At 41.8% G+C, this 18,748-nt stretch carries 16 protein-coding genes and 1 pseudogene; 14 read left to right on the top strand and 3 right to left on the bottom strand.

Annotated elements, in window-relative coordinates:
- Positions 1–37: 37 nt before the first annotated feature.
- Positions 38–892 carry a formate dehydrogenase accessory sulfurtransferase FdhD gene (locus ACRWQN_RS01245; protein WP_434939520.1) on the bottom strand — a complete coding sequence of 285 codons (855 nt, stop codon included), beginning with the start codon at positions 890–892 and terminating at the stop codon, positions 38–40.
- A 380-nt stretch (positions 893–1,272) separates the two neighbouring features.
- Between ACRWQN_RS01245 and ACRWQN_RS01240 the strand changes: the two genes are divergently transcribed.
- From ACRWQN_RS01240 to ACRWQN_RS01195, 10 genes and pseudogenes are all read left to right on the top strand, one after another.
- The gene (locus ACRWQN_RS01240) at positions 1,273–1,740 is read left to right on the top strand and encodes a DUF3305 domain-containing protein (RefSeq protein WP_434939519.1); all 468 of its coding nucleotides are present in this window, start codon (positions 1,273–1,275) and stop codon (positions 1,738–1,740) included.
- Positions 1,737–2,357: a DUF3306 domain-containing protein gene (locus ACRWQN_RS01235; RefSeq protein ID WP_434927623.1), complete on the top strand. Its 621-nt coding sequence runs from the start codon at positions 1,737–1,739 to the stop codon at positions 2,355–2,357. The genes ACRWQN_RS01240 and ACRWQN_RS01235 overlap by 4 nt, the downstream gene beginning before the upstream one ends.
- 94 nt (positions 2,358–2,451) lie before the next feature.
- On the top strand, positions 2,452–4,134 hold the full coding sequence (locus tag ACRWQN_RS01230; RefSeq protein WP_434939518.1) for a 4Fe-4S binding protein: 1,683 nt from the start codon (positions 2,452–2,454) through the stop codon (positions 4,132–4,134).
- A 10-nt stretch (positions 4,135–4,144) separates the two neighbouring features.
- Positions 4,145–4,810 carry a TorD/DmsD family molecular chaperone gene (locus tag ACRWQN_RS01225; RefSeq protein ID WP_434927621.1) on the top strand — a complete coding sequence of 222 codons (666 nt, stop codon included), beginning with the start codon at positions 4,145–4,147 and terminating at the stop codon, positions 4,808–4,810.
- Between the two features lie 75 nt (positions 4,811–4,885).
- Complete coding sequence (locus ACRWQN_RS01220) at positions 4,886–5,080, top strand: formate dehydrogenase (RefSeq protein ID WP_434927620.1); 195 nt, start codon at positions 4,886–4,888, stop codon at positions 5,078–5,080.
- A gap of 18 nt (positions 5,081–5,098) precedes the next feature.
- A pseudogene (locus ACRWQN_RS01215) lies at positions 5,099–6,743 on the top strand (molybdopterin-dependent oxidoreductase); the annotation flags it as partial.
- A gap of 39 nt (positions 6,744–6,782) precedes the next feature.
- Positions 6,783–7,949: a formate dehydrogenase subunit alpha gene (locus tag ACRWQN_RS01210; RefSeq protein ID WP_434940583.1), complete on the top strand. Its 1,167-nt coding sequence runs from the start codon at positions 6,783–6,785 to the stop codon at positions 7,947–7,949.
- A gap of 22 nt (positions 7,950–7,971) precedes the next feature.
- The gene (gene fdh3B / locus ACRWQN_RS01205) at positions 7,972–8,568 is read left to right on the top strand and encodes a formate dehydrogenase FDH3 subunit beta (protein WP_226412374.1); all 597 of its coding nucleotides are present in this window, start codon (positions 7,972–7,974) and stop codon (positions 8,566–8,568) included.
- A 47-nt stretch (positions 8,569–8,615) separates the two neighbouring features.
- A complete protein-coding gene (locus ACRWQN_RS01200; RefSeq protein ID WP_434927618.1) occupies positions 8,616–9,629 on the top strand; it encodes a formate dehydrogenase subunit gamma in 1,014 nt (337 codons plus the stop codon).
- 192 nt (positions 9,630–9,821) lie between these two features.
- Positions 9,822–10,748: a hypothetical protein gene (locus ACRWQN_RS01195; RefSeq protein WP_434939517.1), complete on the top strand. Its 927-nt coding sequence runs from the start codon at positions 9,822–9,824 to the stop codon at positions 10,746–10,748.
- Between the two features lie 103 nt (positions 10,749–10,851).
- On the opposite strand, the gene ACRWQN_RS01190 is transcribed toward ACRWQN_RS01195, so the two are convergent.
- Positions 10,852–12,015 (bottom strand): iron-containing alcohol dehydrogenase, encoded by a 1,164-nt coding sequence (locus ACRWQN_RS01190; RefSeq protein WP_434939516.1) that lies wholly within the window; start codon positions 12,013–12,015, stop codon positions 10,852–10,854.
- 279 nt (positions 12,016–12,294) lie between these two features.
- Between ACRWQN_RS01190 and ACRWQN_RS01185 the strand changes: the two genes are divergently transcribed.
- Both ACRWQN_RS01185 and yqfB read left to right on the top strand, forming a co-directional pair.
- Positions 12,295–13,164, top strand: coding sequence for an AraC family transcriptional regulator (locus ACRWQN_RS01185; protein ID WP_226412382.1), 870 nt, complete (start codon positions 12,295–12,297; stop codon positions 13,162–13,164).
- 33 nt (positions 13,165–13,197) lie between these two features.
- Positions 13,198–13,545, top strand: a complete 348-nt coding sequence (yqfB, locus tag ACRWQN_RS01180) for a N(4)-acetylcytidine aminohydrolase (protein ID WP_434939515.1) — start codon at positions 13,198–13,200, stop codon at positions 13,543–13,545.
- Positions 13,546–13,916: 371 nt separating this feature from the next.
- Here the strand turns inward: yqfB and ACRWQN_RS01175 are convergent, their stop codons facing one another.
- Positions 13,917–15,275: a biosynthetic peptidoglycan transglycosylase gene (locus tag ACRWQN_RS01175; protein ID WP_434939514.1), complete on the bottom strand. Its 1,359-nt coding sequence runs from the start codon at positions 15,273–15,275 to the stop codon at positions 13,917–13,919.
- Positions 15,276–16,116: 841 nt separating this feature from the next.
- Between ACRWQN_RS01175 and ACRWQN_RS01170 the strand changes: the two genes are divergently transcribed.
- Both ACRWQN_RS01170 and ACRWQN_RS01165 read left to right on the top strand, forming a co-directional pair.
- Complete coding sequence (locus tag ACRWQN_RS01170) at positions 16,117–16,983, top strand: substrate-binding periplasmic protein (protein ID WP_434939513.1); 867 nt, start codon at positions 16,117–16,119, stop codon at positions 16,981–16,983.
- Positions 16,984–17,388: 405 nt separating this feature from the next.
- Positions 17,389–18,726 carry a coproporphyrinogen III oxidase family protein gene (locus tag ACRWQN_RS01165; protein WP_434939512.1) on the top strand — a complete coding sequence of 446 codons (1,338 nt, stop codon included), beginning with the start codon at positions 17,389–17,391 and terminating at the stop codon, positions 18,724–18,726.
- Positions 18,727–18,748 lie beyond the last annotated feature (22 nt).

Raw genomic sequence — 18,748 nt, 5'->3', positions numbered from 1 at the left:
CAGGTTCAACGTTGGGCTAATGTATTACTGTTGATCGCTATGGCTGCTTCATATCAAAAACAATATTCTCTACCCCATGGTAAACCAAAAAGTGACGGCCTTTGGCGCGGGCGATAAGGGTTATTCCTAGTTGCTGTGCCAGCTCTAATCCCATCTGTGTGACACCGCTACGAGATAACAAAATGGGAATGCCCATTTTGGCCACTTTGATGATCATCTCTGAGGTTAACCTGCCTGTGGTGTAGAAAATTTTATCATCACCGTTTTGCTGATCCATCCACATGTCCCCAGCCAATGTATCAACGGCATTATGGCGGCCAACATCTTCGACAAACGCAAGAATTTTATCATCTTGGCAAATACCGCAGCCATGTACTGCACCAGCATTTTTGTAAGTTTCGTTATAGGCGTTGATGTTGTTCAATAAGCTGTAAATGATCGACTGCTTTAGTAATGGTGCAGATAAATGAATTTCATCTAAACCTTGTAAAAAACTGCCATAAACCGTGCCTTGCCCGCAGCCCGATGTCACCGTTTTTTCAGATAATTTAGCTGCTAAGTCATCGATGTTTTCCGTAGTGATCACCGCAGCAGAACTGACGTCCCAATCGACAATAACAGATTCTAATAAACTGATATTGCTAATAAACCCCTGGTTTTTTAAATAGCCCAAGGTTAATGATTCTGGCTTAGCGCCTAGCGTCATTAGCGTCACTATGGGTTGCCAATTCAAGTAGACCGTAAGCGGTCGCTCACAAGCAACAAATTTATTTAATGCTTCACCCCGTTCGTTATATGCCACAACGGGCAAGGTGAGGGGGACTTCAGTTTGGGTTTTAATAAATTTGATAGCTGATTTACGGGCAGATAAGTGCTCAGTCGATTGGGTCATAAGCAAGGTTTACCTTATAGGTTATTGGCTTAAATCATCTATCAAATACCGCAACCATAAATATATCGTTAGCAGCAGTAATAAAAATCTATTGTTTAAGAATATCAATTTTTCTCATTTCGGCATGCAGATGTTTAGCGTTGCGTGATCCAGCGCATGTTTTGCTCAATCGAGCTATCAAAGCGTGTACTTATGTCCTACTTTTTAAATGCAGCTAGGACAATTTGTCTACCTGTTAGTGGACTTTTGAGACCCACTTCAAATTTATCCCTATAAAACATATTGGCATTGTTATTGCTGTACACAGGGTAACTATAGGGTATTTATCGCGCGCTACTGGCATTAATTAAGTGTTAAGCAACACAAAGGTGAAGCACCGTATGCAACATACCGAAAGCGTTTGGCCAATGTATGTCTCGTTAAAAAAAGTGACTAAGCAAGTCGGTCGCTGGACAACTACATGCTGGCAAATGGACCAAATGGTGCCTGCTACTCAGCCCGCCCCTGAAGGCGCGATATTAATCTTACTTGAGTTGCATCGTGATCAGCGTGGCAGTTATCGAATAAATCTTGATATGGACAATGCCATGATCTACATCGTTTGTGATGAACTTTCTGATGGAACTTGGGTACCGGCAATTATTTCTGCTGACCAAAATGTCGGCGCAGCGTGTTTAGAGTCCGATACGCCTGTATTTAACGTGTTGATGCCTAAAGCCATCGCATGTTGGATTGAAGCCTTTATTACCCGCCATGGTGAAGTTGAAATTAGTGCCCATCGTCGCAAACATGTTAATCGTCGCAACAACGACGGCCCAAGTGCAAATCGCCCAGGAAAAATGCAATGAGTGATTTGTTAAGCCGTTGGAATCAGCGCCGCGAACAAGTTGCCAAAGAGGCTGAACAGCCAGATATTGCTCAAAATGTCGAAACAACGTTGGAGGCAGAAGAAGACTTAAATCAAGCAGACTCAAATCTTAATGTAGAAGACGCTAATGCACTTTCAGTGCAAGAGTTACCCGATCCTGATTCGATTGAAGTGGGTGGTAGTTTTGCTAGTTTTATGGCCAAAAATGTTGATCCAGCAACTAAAGCCGCCGCATTAAAAGCACTTTGGAAGCAGCCACAATATGGTCACATTGACGGTTTGCTGGAATACGCACTTGATTATACCAATCAACCCAAATTATCGGCTGAAGTGTCAGCTGAGCTTGCAAAGAAAATATTTAAACACGTTATTGAAAAAGAAGAGTCACCCGAGGATGAACTGCTTGAAACAGCTCAGTCTGATGAGCTGAATGATTCAAGTGACCAAAAAACAGATAGGGTTAGTTCAGAAACTCAAGATACAAGCAGTACCGATTTGGAAAATGTCGATGCTAACCAAGCATTAGTTTTAATGGAAGTGCAGTCTGATGAACAGCAATTCCATTCTTTTACTGGTGATGCGGTAAAAGTTAGCTAATTGGGGGTCGCTAATAATTAACGATTAGCAATCAATATCGCCAGATATTGCTAGTGAGAAAATAGCTCACTTAATAATAAAAATTAGGAACGCAATGAGTATGAGACAATCCCAGTTCGAGCTTAAGCAAGCTCGGCAACAAGTGATGGCGAATACCCAAATTCTGCAGAATTTGATCCCGCCTACGGTAAGTTACTCCACCCAAGGCCATGTTTTGTTCATCGGCCCTGAAGATTTAGCTCGTCTTGCTGCAGACACACTTCCCATGATGGCCAGTAGAGTCATTTTGGCTAATGAATCGATTACTAGTCAAGATGAAAACTACCTTGAAAAGGTTATTAATGCCGCCGAAGGTGTTGAGAGCTTTTACAATAAACTCAAAAGTATTAAAGGTTTTTTAGGGCAGTTTCAAGTCAGTGTAGAAGCCGATGCCGGTGGTGTTGCAGAGTTAAGTGCTGTGGCGATTCGTCAGGCACATTTTGACATTATTGTAGATTTATGTTCAGCGCCCTGTATTAACCTTGAATTACTTCCCACAGGTTACTTCTATGTCGGTGCAGACGCCCAAAAATTAGCTGAGGCCATTGAACAAATTCCAGATTTAGTTGGTGAGTTTGATAAGCCCCGTTACGTTAAGGTGAATGCCGATATTTGCGCGCACAATCGTAATGGGATTAATGGTTGTAACCGCTGTTTAAACTTTTGTCCTGCCGATGCTATAAGCAGTATTGAACAAAAAATCGAAATCGATCCCTACCTTTGTCATGGTGCGGGCAGTTGTACAAATTTATGCCCAACAGGGGCCATAAGCTATGACTTACCCACACCTAAATCGCTACATACCTACCTTGAAAAGTTAATCAGCCGTTATCGGGCTGAAGTTCAAGTCGCGCCGGTGATTTTATTCCATGACAATATTGCGGGTAGCGACCTGATCACCGATACCTTATCGGGAGATGTACTGCCCATCGCAATGGAAGAAATTTCCGTAGCCAGTATTGACCACTGGCTCGCCGCTTTGGCTCATGGGGCACGTGAAGTATTGATTTTACATACCGATGCTACAGCGCCGACATTAACTCAAATGATGCAGGGCGAACTTAGTTTAGCCAACCGTATATTAGATGAGATGGGCCAACCACAGCGCTTACGCCTTATTTCTGCAACTGACCTTACTGAGCTTGAGCAATCGTTGGCCACTAGTATGACTTGGCCGATTATTGTGCCTATGGTCCTAGCGGTCAATGCTGATAGTCACAATGCCAAACGGGATATTTTGTACCAAGCCATTGATCATCTCAACAGCCAAGCGGGTGCGATTCAAACTCAACTAACCTTAGCTAATGTGCCCTATGGTCAAGTAAAGGTGAATGTTGATAAGTGCACTTTATGTATGTCGTGTGTGTCTATCTGCCCAACACAGGCATTAAAAGATGGCGGTAACACACCGGCATTACGTTTTGTCGAGCAAGATTGTGTCCAGTGCGGACTATGTGAAAGTGCCTGTCCTGAAAGCGTGATTAGTTTAGCGCCACAAGTTAACTTTGATAGAGACTGCCGCCAAGGGCTGACAACATTAAAAGAAGAAGCCCCTTTTGAATGTATTACCTGTGGTAGCGCTTTTGCTACTCAATCAATGGTACGCAAAATGGTTGAAATGGTCGGTGCGCACAGTGCATTTAGTGCCAATATTGAACGTTTAAAAATGTGTGGCGACTGCCGCGTAAAAGATATGTTTGAAGACATTCTTCAAGATCCAGAAAAGCAATTGCGATAAGAGATCTGCTATGACCCAAATAGAAAGAGAAATCAGCGAAAACGATCAATTAAGAGCCGATATTTATCAGCTATTAGCCGCATTGTTGCGTCGTCATCCTAATGCAGAGTTATTACAGTTTTTAGCTGATTTAGACGTAGATGCCGAAGAAGGTAATGCGATGAATCAAGCATGGATCGCCTTAAAAACGGTAGCGAAAAGTAGTGATGTAGAAACACTAGAAAATGAATATTTTAGTATTTTCTTGGGCGTAGGTAGCGGTGAAATTATCCCCTATGGCAGTTGGTTTATGACTGGCTCATTAATGGATAAGCCATTGGCATTATTGCGTACCGATTTGATGCAAATGGGTTTTGAGCGCGAAGAAAATGTCAAAGAGCCGGAAGATCATGTAGCCGCATTGTGCGAAGTGATGGGGGTATTGATTTTAGAAGCGCCAGGCTATCGCCAATTGGCATTTTATCAACGTCATATTGGTTCATGGATTAATCGCTTCTGTGAAGCATTAGCAAGAACGCCTAGCGCAAAGTTCTACATACCTGTAGCGCAATTAGCCAAAGCGTTTTTTGAAGCTGAAGTAAACGAATTTGACCAACTGAGTTTAGATATACCGGTGAACTGCCCAGGTAGTAAAGAGCTTGAGCCGGTTACTGATGAAGTCGTGCAAGTAAACTAATGACTTGATGGCACTCGCCATGATGTAAGTCATTTATGCTCTAAGTAATTAGGGTGATTTAAACAAGGAGAAACTATGAAGAAGCAAGCTTCCGACATGGGACGCCGTCAAATGCTAAAAGCCTTAGCGTTAGGTAGCGTAGCAGGCGCGGTTGCCAGTGTGAGTGCGCCAGCATTAGCGGCCTCACCCAAAGCAACAGACGAGCCATCAAGCAACAACTACAGAGAAACAGAGCATATTCGTAACTACTATGCCTCGTTAAGTAAATAACTAATAGGAGAGGGTGAAATGCGATTAACCCGTAAATCTGACACGGTCGCAAAAGCTGAAAAGCCAGGCCTAGGTCTTAACAGACGTCAGTTTCTCAAGTCGGCCAGTTTGGCGACTGGTGGAATTGCAGCAGCGTCGATGTTAGGTGCCGGCATGATGCGTAAAGCTGAAGCCAAAGATGTACCACATAACGCGCCAACTGAGGTCGTACGTACCATTTGTTCTCACTGTTCAGTGGGTTGTGGTGTCTATGCCGAAGTTCAAAATGGGGTGTGGACTGGTCAAGAACCAGCATTTGATCATCCATTTAATCAAGGTGGTCACTGTGCTAAAGGTGCTGCATTACGTGAGCACGGACACGGTGAGAAACGACTTAAATATCCAATGAAGCTGGAAGGTGGAAAATGGAAGCGGTTATCTTGGGAGCAAGCCATTGAAGAAGTTGGCCAGAAAGCACTCGATATACGTGCTGAATCAGGTCCAGATTCTATTTACTTCATGGGTAGCGCGAAATTTTCGAACGAGCAAGCTTATTTATACCGCAAATTCGCGGCAATGTGGGGCACTAACAACGTCCGATCACTCTGCTCGTATTTGTCACTCTACCACGGTAGCTGGTGTTGCAAACACTTGGGGCTACGGTGCGCAAACAAACTCGTTTAACGATATCCGTAACTCAAAATGCATGATGTTTATCGGCTCAAACCCATGTGAAGCGCATCCAGTTGCGATGCAGCACATATTAATTGGTAAAGAGCGCGGTGCAAAAATCATTGTTGTTGATCCACGCTTTACCCGAACTGCGGCTAAATCTGATGAATTTGTTCATATTCGTCCAGGTACTGACATTCCATTTATATATGGTTTGCTATGGCACATCTTCGAAAACGGTTGGCAAGATGAAAGCTTCATCTCTCAACGTGTATACGGTATGGAACGTATCAAAGAAGAAGTGAAAAAGTACCCGCCTGAAGAAGTTGAGCATGTTGTTGGTGTGCCCAAAGCACAAATGTACCGGGTGGCTAAAATGATGGCTGAAACCAAGCCTGGTACTATTGTTTGGTGTATGGGTGGTACTCAGCATCATATTGGTAATGCTAACACTCGCGCATATTGTATTCTTCAATTAGCCCTAGGTAATATGGGTGTTGAAGGCGGCGGAACTAACATTTTCCGCGGTCACGATAATGTACAGGGTGCGACTGATTTTGGTTTGTTATTTGATAACTTACCGGGATATTACGGCTTAACCTCTGGCGCATGGGATCACTGGGCAGGTGTATGGGATCTTGAGCCAACTTGGATCAAAGACCGTTTTGACCAAGGTGAGTACTTAGGTCAATCGCCACAAACATCAGCAGGTATTCCTTGTTCGCGTTGGCACGATGGTGTGTTAGAAGATAAAACCAAAATTGCCCAAAAAGACAATATACGTCTGGCATTTTTCTGGGGACAGTCTGTTAATACAGAAACTCGCGGCCGTGAAGTGCGTGAAGCATTAAACAAGATGGATACCGTGGTTGTTGTCGATCCATTCCCAACAATGGCGGGTGTCATGCACCAACGTCAAGATGGGGTATATCTATTACCCGCGTCTACTCAGTTTGAAACCTACGGTTCAGTATCTGCTTCAAACCGTTCATTACAGTGGCGAGACAAAGTGATTGAGCCATTATTTGAGTCATTACCTGATCACGTGATCATGTATAAATTGGCCAAAAAATGGGGCGTTGCTGAGCAGTTCTGTAAGCACATTGAAGTGAAAAATGATGAGCCTGTTATTGAAGACGTGACTCGCGAATTTAACAAAGGTATGTGGACCATTGGTTATACTGGCCAAAGCCCAGAGCGTTTGAAAATGCACCAGAAAAACTGGGGTACATTTGATGTTGATACACTAGAAGCACCTGGTGGTCCTGCGCGCGGTGAAACCTACGGCCTGCCTTGGCCTTGCTGGGGAACACCTGAACAGAAACATCCAGGTACGCAAATTTTGTACCGCACAGGACGTGAAGTGAAAGACGGTGGTGGTAACTTCCGTGCCCGTTATGGTGTTGAGCATGAAGGCAATAATATTCTTGCTGAAGGTTCATTCTCTAAAGGTGCTGAAATTGAAGACGGTTACCCAGAGTTTACTGCCGACATGCTTAAACAGCTTGGTTGGTGGGATGACTTAACCGCAGAAGAGAAAAAGCTTGCTGAAGGAAAAAACTGGAAAACAGATCTTTCTGGTGGTATCCAACGTGTAGCAATCAAACATGGTTGTATCCCTTATGGTAATGCGAAAGCTCGTTGTATTGTGTGGAATTTTCCAGACGATATTCCGTTACATCGTGAACCCTTATATACCCCTCGTCGTGATTTGGTGGCTAAGTACCCCACCTATGATGATCGTATGGTTGCACGCCTGCCAACCCTTTATAAAACAATTCAAGACAAAGACTTTGCTAAAGACTATCCATTAGCTCTGACCTCTGGTCGTTTGGTTGAATATGAGGGTGGCGGTGAAGAAACCCGTTCAAACCCATGGCTTGCTGAATTACAGCAAGAAATGTTCATCGAAATCAGCCCTGCTGATGCAGCCGATCGCGGTATTCGTGATGGTGACGATGTGTTTGTTCACGGACCAGAAGGCGCGAAAATCACCGTTAAAGCAATGGTGACCCCTCGTGTGATTGAAGGCGAATGTTTCATGCCTTATCACTTTGCTGGTGTGTTTGAAGGCGAAAGCCTAGAGAAAAACTATCCAGAAGGCACAGTGCCTTACGTGATAGGTGAATCAGCAAACACTATTTTAACTTATGGCTATGACGTTGTGACTCAGATGCAAGAAACTAAGTCCAGTTTATGTCAGATAAGCAAAGCCTAACTTGATGAGGAGATAAGCCATTATGGCAGTCATGAAATTTTTGTGTGACACCAAGCGCTGCATCGAGTGTAACGGTTGCGTCACAGCATGTAAAAACGAGAACGACTCTGCTTTAGAGTGGGGTATTCAACGTCGCCGAGTGGTGACAATTAACGATGGTCTACCTGGTGAAGCGTCAATTTCAGTGGCATGTATGCACTGTACCGATGCGCCTTGTATGGCTGTTTGTCCGGCAGATTGTTTCTACCGTACTGAAGATGGCATTGTGCTTCACGACAAAGATACCTGTATCGGTTGTGGCTATTGCTTCTACGCTTGCCCATTTGGTGCGCCGCAGTTCCCTAAAAAGACCGCATTTGGCAGCCGCGGTAAAATGGACAAATGTACTTTCTGTGCGGGTGGCCCAGAAGAAACACATTCAGATGCTGAGCGTCAAAAGTACGGTGCAAACCGTATTGCTGAAGGCAAGCTACCAATGTGTGCTGAGCTATGTTCAACAAAAGCACTGCTTGCGGGTGATGCTGGTGTGGTATCTGACATTTATCGTCAGCGTATGGCATCGCGAGGTAATCCAAATGTGATTTGGGGTTACAACCCAAAAACAGGCGAGATGATCTAAACCCACTGGATGGGCTGCACATTATTGCGGCCCAATGAGGAGTGACAATGTTAAACACATCGTTAAACAAATCACTGCAGATATTGTTTGCGTTGCTAGTGTTGGTGATAGGTATCAGTTTGGTTATGCCAAATGCTTATGCTGCTGATGATCAATCATCTAAGCAACAGGCGGCAAAAACCAGCGATGCAGATCTCTGGCGTGCAGTGAAAGCAGGCGAACCGGGATATACTACCGATACTGGCTTAGAAGCTAATGTGTTAATTAACAAAGCTGGTAATGAAGGCAAAGAGCTACGCAATACTTACCTCAAACCCGCAATTGTTTTAGCTGTGTTAGGTGTATTTTCTGCGTTCTTAGTGTTTTACTTGGTAAATGGTCCATCAAAATTATCCCATGGTTTTTCAGGAAAATTGCTAGAAAGATGGACAAAAGCTGATATTTTGCTGCATTGGATTATGGCAGTTACTTGCTTAACCCTTATGCTAACAGGCATTTTTATTATGCTTGGTCGCCACTTTATCGCGCCATATGTGGGTGAAGGTTTATGGGCAGGGATTATTGCCACCAGTAAATTTATCCATGACTGGTCAGGACCGATTTTTATTGTGTCTTGGTTGATGTGTGTTATCAAGTGGATGCCATTACAAACCTTTAAATTATATGATTTAAAATGGTTTTTAGTGGTCGGTGGTTACATTAATTTTGGTCCGTTTAAAGGTAAACATCCAGACAGTGGATTTGCTAATGCGGGTGAGAAAATGTGGTTTTGGACCTTAGTTATCTTTGGTTTATTGCTCAGCATTAGCGGATTAATGTTAGTACTGCCTAATCTTGATTTACCACGTGAAGCCTCTATCGTTGCGTTACTAGTACATGGCGTCAGCGCCGCCGTTCTCATCGCTTTTACCATAGTGCATATATGGATGGCGACAGTACTTAGTGAAGGTGGCATGGAGTCTATGGTGTCAGGCTACTGTGATGAAAACTGGGCAATCCAGCACCACAACTTGTGGTATGACGAAATCAAAGCAAATGGGTCATTGAAGTACAAAAAATAAGGTTAACAGGCACTGTTTAGATGCTGCTGTGTTAATGTTATTTGACAAAAACACCTTACTGGGCAACCAGTAAGGTGTTTTTTTATGTATATGTAGTCTAATCTTGTTATGTAATGGAGCTAGCATTTACCATTATCTGAGCTCGGTATTATTTAAAATAAATATCCCTGTTTTGAAAATGAGAGAACTTAAATGGACTTTAATTTACAGCGTGTTGGGAAGTTGTTATTTTTTTGCAGCTTGTGTGGCTTTATGTTTGCCCCATTGGCCGTTGCTGCAGATAAATTCATCATCAATCATTCGGATTCAGCTCGCGATCATCGCTATCAATACCCCTATGAACTGTTAGCATTAATTATTAAAGAGACCCAAGCTGATTTTGGTGATGCTTCTATTGACGAGGCTAACGTGGTGATGAGTCGAAATCGGATATTGAGGTCACTAAAAGAGGGCGAAGCTATCAATGTTATGGCTGAGGCATCAAATCAGCAGTGGAATACTGACCTAATTGCAGTCCCGATCCCTATCCGTAAGGGAATTCAAGGGTTAAGAGTGTTTATTATCAAAAATGAAAATAAGCATCTGCTGGCTAATATTGATTCACTCGCACAATTGATGACGCTGCAAACAGGCTCGGGTAGCCAGTGGTCAACAAGATTCGCGATGAAACAGGCGGGATTTGATGTGGTTGAAAGCCCTCAATATGATAGTTTATTCAATATGCTGTCAAAAAATCGTTTTGTCACCTTTGGGCGAGGCGTTAATGAGGCATATAAAGAAGTTGAAATTTTCCACAATCTTTATCCTGAGCTTATTGTTGACGAACACATCCTGCTAAATATTCCGCTAGCAACTTACTTTTATGTATCACCAGCAACACCAAGGTTGGCAGAAAGAATTCAGGTAGGTTTACTGAGACTTATTGAAAATGGTCAGTTTGATCAACTGTTTTATCAATGGCACTGTCAATCTTTAATGCAGGGCCAATTGCACAAGCGGCGGGTGTTTAAAATTACTAACCCTTTGGTTACGGAATCACAAATGGTATCGATTACGGGGGAGGATTTTTTATTTAACCCTGGTGTAGACGTACAATCAATCTGCCAAAAATATCTTTAGACATCTTTCTCAATAATAAAACAGAGAGTCAGGTTTAAGTGACTCTCTGGAGTATTTTTATGTGTTTATTATCAATGAGCTAATAAATTGTTAACTTAGACAGTTACCAAGCCATGTCTAGAATTTGACGGCTCACGGCTAAGTCAACTTTGCCTGATTCAGATAAGGCAGTCATACCGTGTGCTTCTAGTGCATTAATAACCGTGTCGATTTGTGCCTTTTCAACACCGTGATCACGTAAGCGAGTTTTTAAACCAACCAGCTGGAAGAAGGCTTCCGTTTTTACAATCGCTTGTTCAACGCGGCTGTCTTCATCACCTTCGGTAATGTCCCATACACGTTCTGCATACTGTAATAACTTAGCCTGTTTTTGAGTTTTCAATACACGCCAAACTGACGGTAATACCACGGCTAAGGTTTGCGCATGGTCAATGTTAAATATCGCCGTAAGCTCATGGCCTATCATGTGGGTTGTCCAATCAAATGGCACGCCCACACCAATCATACCGTTCAAGGCTGACGTGGCACTCCACATTAAGTTAGCGCGCGCTTCATAATTGGTAGGCTCTGCCACTGTAATAGGACCAATTTCAATTAAGGTACGCATAATGCCTTCAGCGGTGCGATCTTGCACTCGGGCATCAACAGGATAAGTCGCATACTGCTCAAGCACATGCACAAACGCATCTACCACACCATTAGCCACTTGAATTTTAGGTAAGCTAAAGGTTAACTCAGGGTCTAACATTGCAAATGTAGGATAAACACTTGGGTGATTCACCGGGAATTTGCCGCCTTTATAGCTTACAACTGCAAAGGCATTCATTTCTGAGCCCGTCGCAGGCAAAGTTGCAATCACGCCTAATGGAATCACTTTATCTTCAGCAACAGGTACTGGTGCAAAACCATGATGAAGTAGGCTAGCAGTGTCACCTTCAAACTGGATAGCTAGGGCAATAAACTTAGTGCCGTCCATCACTGAACCGCCGCCAACAGCCAATAAAAAGTCGATGTTCTCTTTACGAGCCACTTCAACCGCTTGCATTAATGTGTCGTACTTAGGGTTGGCTTCAATACCACCAAATTCAATAACAGTGCGATTGCCTAGTGCTGCTTTTACTTTGTCTAGCGTCCCGAAACGGACAACGCTGCCACCGCCATAGGTGATAAGCACTTTGGCATTAGCGGGTACCAGTTGGTCTAATTCTGCAATACGGTCTTTACCGAAAACAACATGGGTAGGATTACGATAATTAAAATTCAGCATGTGATGTTACCTTAATTTTTCGAACCAATAAAAAGGGTGCTGGTTCGTGAGTTCAATAAATTGCCCGCGTTAATCAAAATCATTAACGGCTTATTGGCGCGATAAAGTTGATGGGCTAATGATAGGCTTCTGGCCTAAAATAAACAGACACATAACTATCAGCTTTATGCCTATTCCTACCTTATTTACTGTTAAAGTATGTTTTAGTGGTTTTTTTAATGCATTTTCCTGCTTTATTGGTAAAGTATTTTCAATGGGGTAAAAGGCAGGGTAATCGATATGACAGACACCGCAATATTAATGGCACAACTAGCACCTAAAGAAGGGGTTAATAAAACCCATTTAGCAGGGGTGCATGTATTTAGGGGCTCACAGTATGGCGCGCGCGGGCCTATGTGTTACTCGCAAGGCATGTTATTTGTGGGCCAAGGTAAGAAACGGCTTTATTTAGATAATCAAACCTTTGACTATGACAGCGAGAATGCGTTAGTCATGACGGTGCCGTTACCGGTTGAATGTGAAACCTTTGCCAGCCCAGAAGAGCCGGTTTTGGTATTAATGGTCGATATTGATTTGGTGCAACTGAATCACATTATTCGCTTGATGGATGAGCATAATCAAATACCCAAAAATTTGAATGAGTCGCGTCAATCGGGATATTTTGTGGCACCGACCACAGAAGAGATGGACTGTAGTGTGTTTAGACTATTACAGGCATTACAATCACCACTAGAAGCCAACGTGATGGGTGAAGCATTAGTGCTTGAGCTGTTATATCGGTTACTTGAAAGCCCGAATGCCGCACCGTTATATGCATTATCGCTTAGCCACACCCGCTTAGCGCGAGTAGAGAAGGCGTTAAGTTATATTCACCGACATTATGGCGAGTCAGTTGAGGTAGACACCTTAGCGGGATTGGTGAACATGAGTCCGTCGGCATTTCATCGTTGTTTTAAAGAGGTGACCGCATCGTCGCCTATTCAGTATTTAAAGAAAATTAGACTCACCCGAGCCAAAGAGTTATTACAAGCACAAAAACTGAAAGTAAAAGATGTGGCAACCCAGGTGGGTTATGAAAGTAGTACGCAATTTAGCCGTGAGTTTAAACGCTACTTTTCCCAAAGCCCTGGTGAGTGTGCAAGGCTGTAACTCAATTCTAATCGCGCAATTAAGGCAATAACTATGTCGGAAGTAATGGCGAAAACAATGGCGAAAATCATGGCACCAACAAGCATCACTTTTTTTGAGTATTTAACCCCGCTGGTGGCCTCAGGTAAAAAAACCATTACCATTCGGGATGAATCTGAAAGTCATTATGTACCCGGTACGCAAGTGGAAGTATTCACCTTAGAAACCCATCAAAAGGTGTGTGATATTACTATTTTGTCAGTTGAGCCGTTAGCCTTTGATGACATTGATGAGTTTCATGCGCAGCAAGAAAGTCTGCCTTTAGATGAATTAAAACAGATTATTCAACAGGTTTACCCAAACCAACAGTCATTGTTTATGATTTCATTTGAGCTGGTTTAGGTGAGTTAATCTGACTCCACTAAATTAATGTGCAGATAATCCAGCGAGACGCCAGCTCTTCGTTTTAAAATCAGCATCCAAGTGGGCTTAACCAAAACCAATAACATCCCTGTTAAACAGCCAGTTCGGCATCCATGCCTCTCGCTCAGAAATGTTTCACTTAGTGAAACTTCGCCTTATTTTGGATACTCGCTGGCTCATCTGCACCTAAATTTTTGTCTCTTCGATTTAGCTGCAATGATGATTGTGGGAAAAAGCTACACAAAACAATATAAAAGAAGTTCGGTTAACTTATTTTGTATAAAGCTTACCCTGACCCAACTAAATTTTTGAGCAGCATGAAGAGTTGTGTGGGACTGGAGGCTAGCCGATTAGGAATGTAATTGTTCAACTAGCCTATCTACTCTATTGCTGTGGTCTATTATCGTTCGTTTAGAAATTGCTTCTTGATATAAAGTAGCTAGTTCATGTAAATCATTCTGAGATAAAAGATTGTTTTCTTTTGCAGCCAATGCCGTGGCGATAATTTTGCTTGTTAATAATGATTGCTTGATATTCGAAACTCTTTCAATCAAAAAAAATGCTTGAGCAGGACTTGGATCAGTAAGAACTTCACCAAAGAAATGATTCATTGCAGGAATTACTCCAAAGCATCTATTTTCAAATCGAACTGATGACAGGTAAATACTTAAAATTTCTTGTTTACTTAAAACTTTATTCAACCAAGGAGCGAATAAAATTTCTATTAACTTCCTACGTTTTGTTTTACTCAAGTTAAGAATAAATAGGGTTCTTGTTAGTTGTTGATTTATTGTAGAGCCACCAGAGCGACGCTTAAGTTTAAATAGACTTAGTAAACCACGTCCAATGGCCTTAAAGCTAATCCCCGAATGTTTATAAAACCCTCTATCTTCAATGAACACTAGAGCTTTTGTTAAATTTGTTAGCGATACTTTCATCCTATCCGTTTCATACGTTGCTAATTTAGCACGGTAGATTAAATACTCGGTATTTTGAGTAATTGGAAGGCTAATAATACTCGCGATAATTTTGGTGTATAACAGCCTCATTGTTTCATGGGTATCAAGTAATGCAGTTCTAAACGAGTAAGTAAGAGTTAATCCCCAAAAAGTAGTTAGAAATATAACGAATAGAGCTGAGTTCGTTGCTACGATGGGTAATTCAATACTTTTTACAAGTAATGCAGATAAAATAAAGCATACGCAACTAGAAATGATTAATAAAATCCAAAATGGATACGCAGCGTATGTAAACCAACCAGGAAATAGTCGAATCGACAAAGGCTGATCAGCCCCCTCAATGCGCCAATTTGGTAAAACTAACTGTATTCTCCCGTAAGACAGGCCTAACATCCTACGTAGTGTTACTACTTTCCGACTTGCAAATGTGATTGCTCGCTGTCGATCAGCAAAATACCTAATACTTATGAGTGAAAATAGGCTAACCACGATTAAGAGAGCTAGTGGTATTGCATAGCTAGGTAAGACACTTTCTAATGTACTAGATAACTTTTCAGTAGAGCTAATTGCCAACGAACCTAGAGTAGCTGAAGCTACAAGTGTGATATTTGAAGCATTAAGAAATACCCGCTCTTCTGATTCTAATGCTTTTGCAGCAACAGTATATTCAGCTAACGCAATATCCCTTTCTGAAAAGTGATAAGTTGGAAAGTGTTGCTTCCAGCCTTTATTTTGGTCATCGTGAATCATCAATATTCCATTTTTACTTATGATTTATCGAACCACCCTGCATAAAGTGGAGGTAATCTTACTAGGAATTAGTGCGGGCAGAGTAAATATTAAAAAGGGAGTTGATCGGCACATGTTATTGAATGGCTTCTTCTTCCCTAAATGGCGTGCTCGATGATTGTGTTCGAGATTGGCCAACTCTGTCCTTAAGTTTTCATAATTTAACCTGGTTTGTATTTTAAATTCAATATTTTACTTTATTTTTTGTTGGTTAAGTCACAGCAGGCCATAACGGTAATCTAACCAATTACTTTTAGCAGGCTTACCAGTACCTGACATTTTCATATTCAGCCAAATTCTAATGGCTTTATTACCAATGCAGCCTAATCGAAGATATAAATTATTAGGTGTAAGCGCGGCTGTGACCGTCGATGGCAGGGCGAAGTTTCATCTTATGAAACGCTATGAGCGAGAGGCATGGATGCCAAACTGGCAGTTAAACATGGATGTTGTTTAAAATCGTTGAGCTTACAGGGACGTACTTGCTGCGTGTCACAGAAGTGCTTACGCATAAGGTTGCTCTTTCACATGGTCAGTGATGTTCTCGACATCACACTGACATTTCCTATATCCCTATGGATCAGATATGAAAGAGCCACCCATTTCAAACTTAATACTCAAGCATTCAGACGCTTAGCCAATAGCTCTGTTCTCTGAGCCTAACGTTAACAAAATTAAAGTTATGCTAATCTAATAAGACCTCTTATAGTTAAGTGTAATCATGATTGGATAAGTTAGGTAACGGCAGAAAAATCGCTGAAGCAGGGCTAGTGTTTACCATCATTTAGAGGTCAATAATAAAATGAGTAATGAGAGCAATCGGCTCTTCCCACAATCTAATATGTTAACATTAGCGGATCTAAAGGCTAAGTGTTTAAATGCTATTGGCTTGATTTTACTTTATTTATTTTCTGGCGGCATACAAGCCAAAGATCTTGAAATCGGTGTCAGCTTTTCAATTCCTCCCTATGTCATTCAAGAAACTAATAGTGGTATAGAACTCGAATTGCTCAAAAGTGCCCTTGCCGTTAAAGGTCATAGCGTTAACATACAATACCTGCCTTTAGCGCGTACCTTTCATGCCCTTAAAGAAGGCGAACTCGATGGCATCATTAATACTAAACAAAACATGCTAGACGGCGTGTTTTATTCGGATGTGGTCATTCGTTTTCAAAATTGTGCCATTAGTCTTAAAGATAAGCATTTCAACATAGAGACAGTTTCCGATTTGCAAGACAAGAGTATTGTTGCCTTTCAGCGAGCCTCTATGATTTTAGGCAAAGACTTCACTAATATGGCCGCACTAAACAGCCAATATCGCGAACAGGCGAAGCAAATACTACAAGTGAAAATGCTGATGAAACAGAGAATGGATGTTGCCGTGATGGATAAGAATATCTTTATTTATTACCTCAGGCAGTCCTATCTCACAGGCAAACTCACTAAAGAAGAAGTAGAACAGGAGGTGATTTGTCATAAAGTATTTGCCCCCACGTCCTACCGATTTGCATTTTTACACGCCGATATTCGTGATGACTTTAATTTTGGCTTAGCGCAAATAAAACAAGACGGCACCCGACTCGCCATTGAGAACAAATTCCAGCAAATGCTATCGCTCACCTTAGATGACAATGTCACCATACGCTTAGCTAACTCCACCGCCCGCTAAATTTAGTGGGTCAGGGCAGAGTAAACATTCAAAATAGATTCAATCGGCACGTGTTATTGAACGGCTTTTTCAGCCCTTTTGACCTGTGTAGGATGAAACCCTACGATGTTGCTTTATCTTTTAAAGAATATGTGGGAAAGCGCCTCGACTTAGATTAACTTATTGTTTTATGAAACAAAATTAACCACTTACAAACACATTTTTACCGTTAAATATATTAATAATGACTAAAACATGACCTGCTTAACAAACCGCCATTTAAAATCCTGTTAGTTTATGGATTCATTGCTTACCTCACATTTTATCTATATCTAAAGTGGTACTTTTAAGATCCGCTTTGGAATATGTTTTTTACTGCTTTGTAATCAATGATTTTGTTTCAAGCTTTGCTCACTAGGATTTTTAATGTCTTCTATCATTCAATCAACATCCGATGCGTTGATTACGCCTTATCAGTCTAATATTACTGTGCCAAATTGGATGGTGAGTTCGATGGAAAAGGTCATGCAGTTTTATGTTGATAAAAACCTGCGCTTAGACACCATTTCCACAGACCGCATGCCTAAACCTGTGGAAGGGCGCAAGTACATGCTGTACGCCCATATCCCGTTTTGTCATACCCTGTGTTCTTTTTGTACTTTTCATCGTTTTTTATTCCGCGAAGATAAAGCGCGGGAATACTTTGTTGCGCTGCGCAAAGAAATGCAGATGGCCAAAGACTTAGGTTATCAATTTAGCTCTATGTATATTGGCGGCGGTACCACTACGGTATTGGAAGATGAATTAGCCCGTACCATTGAACATGCTAAAACCTTGTTTCCTGATATTAAAGAAGTGTCGTGTGAGTCAGACCCACAGCATTTGGCTAACCCTGAATTTAGGCAGTTGAAAGGCTTAGTCGACCGTATGTCGATTGGGGTACAAAGCTTTGATGACGGTATTTTAAAAATGACTGACCGCTTAGATAAGTTTGGTTCAGGCCAGCAAACTTTTGACCGTATTATGGCGGCAAAAGAATTATTCCCCATCATCAATGTCGATTTGATTTTTGGTTTTCGCGGCCAAACCGATGAGGTTATTCAGTCAGATTTAGCAATGGCCTCTCGATTAGACCCAAGACAAATTACCACTTACCCATTAATGATCACCCATCAAACCCGTAAAAGTGTTAAAGGCACGCTTGCCGCGCCACAGGGTGAAATGATTAATCAATACCGTCAGATCCTTAACAAATTAACCGGCCAATATACCCAATTATCAGCCTGGGCGTTTGGCAAAGCCAATGATGAAGGGTTTGATGAGTATGTAATTGATCATGATGAGTATTTAGGTGTGGGGTCTGGGTCATTTAGTTTTTTAAACGATACTTTATATGTCAATACTTTCTCATTGAAAAAATACCAAGAGCGTATTGCCCAGGGGCGCATGGCTGTTGAGCAACAAAAGCATTATCAAAAGAAAGAGGTGATGCAATATCGCTTCTTACTAGGCATGTTTTCTGGTCGTTTATCACGTAAGTATTTCCGTGATGAATTTGGGGTGAATTTAGATACCGCATTATTCAAAGAAATGAGTTCAATGAAAGCAATGGGCGCGATTAAGAATGACCCATCAAACCCCGATAAACTGATTGTGACTGATAACGGCAAAATGATGGGATTATTGATGATGAAAGAGTTTTATTCGGGTATGGATAATGTCAGGGCGCAACTGCGCAAGCCATTGACCGACTTAGATATGTAGTTTTCTTTAAGATTGACGCATT

Origin of the sequence: Shewanella sp. HL-SH8 (genome assembly GCF_051165765.1) — a bacterium.
GTDB lineage: Bacteria > Pseudomonadota > Gammaproteobacteria > Enterobacterales > Shewanellaceae > Shewanella > Shewanella glacialimarina.
The sequence above is the reverse complement of the archived record's forward strand: the minus strand, read 5'-3'. Positions and strand labels throughout refer to the sequence as shown.

Coding starts and splice junctions, on each gene's coding strand:
- ACRWQN_RS01235 (WP_434927623.1), top strand. CDS start 1,737: ATGAGTGATTTGTTAAGCCGTTGGAATCAGCGCCGCGAACAAGTTGCC.
- ACRWQN_RS01170 (WP_434939513.1), top strand. CDS start 16,117: ATGAGTAATGAGAGCAATCGGCTCTTCCCACAATCTAATATGTTAACA.
- ACRWQN_RS01165 (WP_434939512.1), top strand. CDS start 17,389: ATGTCTTCTATCATTCAATCAACATCCGATGCGTTGATTACGCCTTAT.
- yqfB (WP_434939515.1), top strand. CDS start 13,198: ATGTCGGAAGTAATGGCGAAAACAATGGCGAAAATCATGGCACCAACA.
- ACRWQN_RS01230 (WP_434939518.1), top strand. CDS start 2,452: ATGAGTATGAGACAATCCCAGTTCGAGCTTAAGCAAGCTCGGCAACAA.
- ACRWQN_RS01210 (WP_434940583.1), top strand. CDS start 6,783: ATGTATAAATTGGCCAAAAAATGGGGCGTTGCTGAGCAGTTCTGTAAG.
- ACRWQN_RS01190 (WP_434939516.1), bottom strand. CDS start 12,015: ATGCTGAATTTTAATTATCGTAATCCTACCCATGTTGTTTTCGGTAAA.
- ACRWQN_RS01185 (WP_226412382.1), top strand. CDS start 12,295: ATGACAGACACCGCAATATTAATGGCACAACTAGCACCTAAAGAAGGG.
- ACRWQN_RS01245 (WP_434939520.1), bottom strand. CDS start 892: ATGACCCAATCGACTGAGCACTTATCTGCCCGTAAATCAGCTATCAAA.
- ACRWQN_RS01195 (WP_434939517.1), top strand. CDS start 9,822: ATGGACTTTAATTTACAGCGTGTTGGGAAGTTGTTATTTTTTTGCAGC.
- ACRWQN_RS01175 (WP_434939514.1), bottom strand. CDS start 15,275: ATGATTCACGATGACCAAAATAAAGGCTGGAAGCAACACTTTCCAACT.
- ACRWQN_RS01225 (WP_434927621.1), top strand. CDS start 4,145: ATGACCCAAATAGAAAGAGAAATCAGCGAAAACGATCAATTAAGAGCC.
- fdh3B (WP_226412374.1), top strand. CDS start 7,972: ATGGCAGTCATGAAATTTTTGTGTGACACCAAGCGCTGCATCGAGTGT.
- ACRWQN_RS01240 (WP_434939519.1), top strand. CDS start 1,273: ATGCAACATACCGAAAGCGTTTGGCCAATGTATGTCTCGTTAAAAAAA.
- ACRWQN_RS01200 (WP_434927618.1), top strand. CDS start 8,616: ATGTTAAACACATCGTTAAACAAATCACTGCAGATATTGTTTGCGTTG.
- ACRWQN_RS01220 (WP_434927620.1), top strand. CDS start 4,886: ATGAAGAAGCAAGCTTCCGACATGGGACGCCGTCAAATGCTAAAAGCC.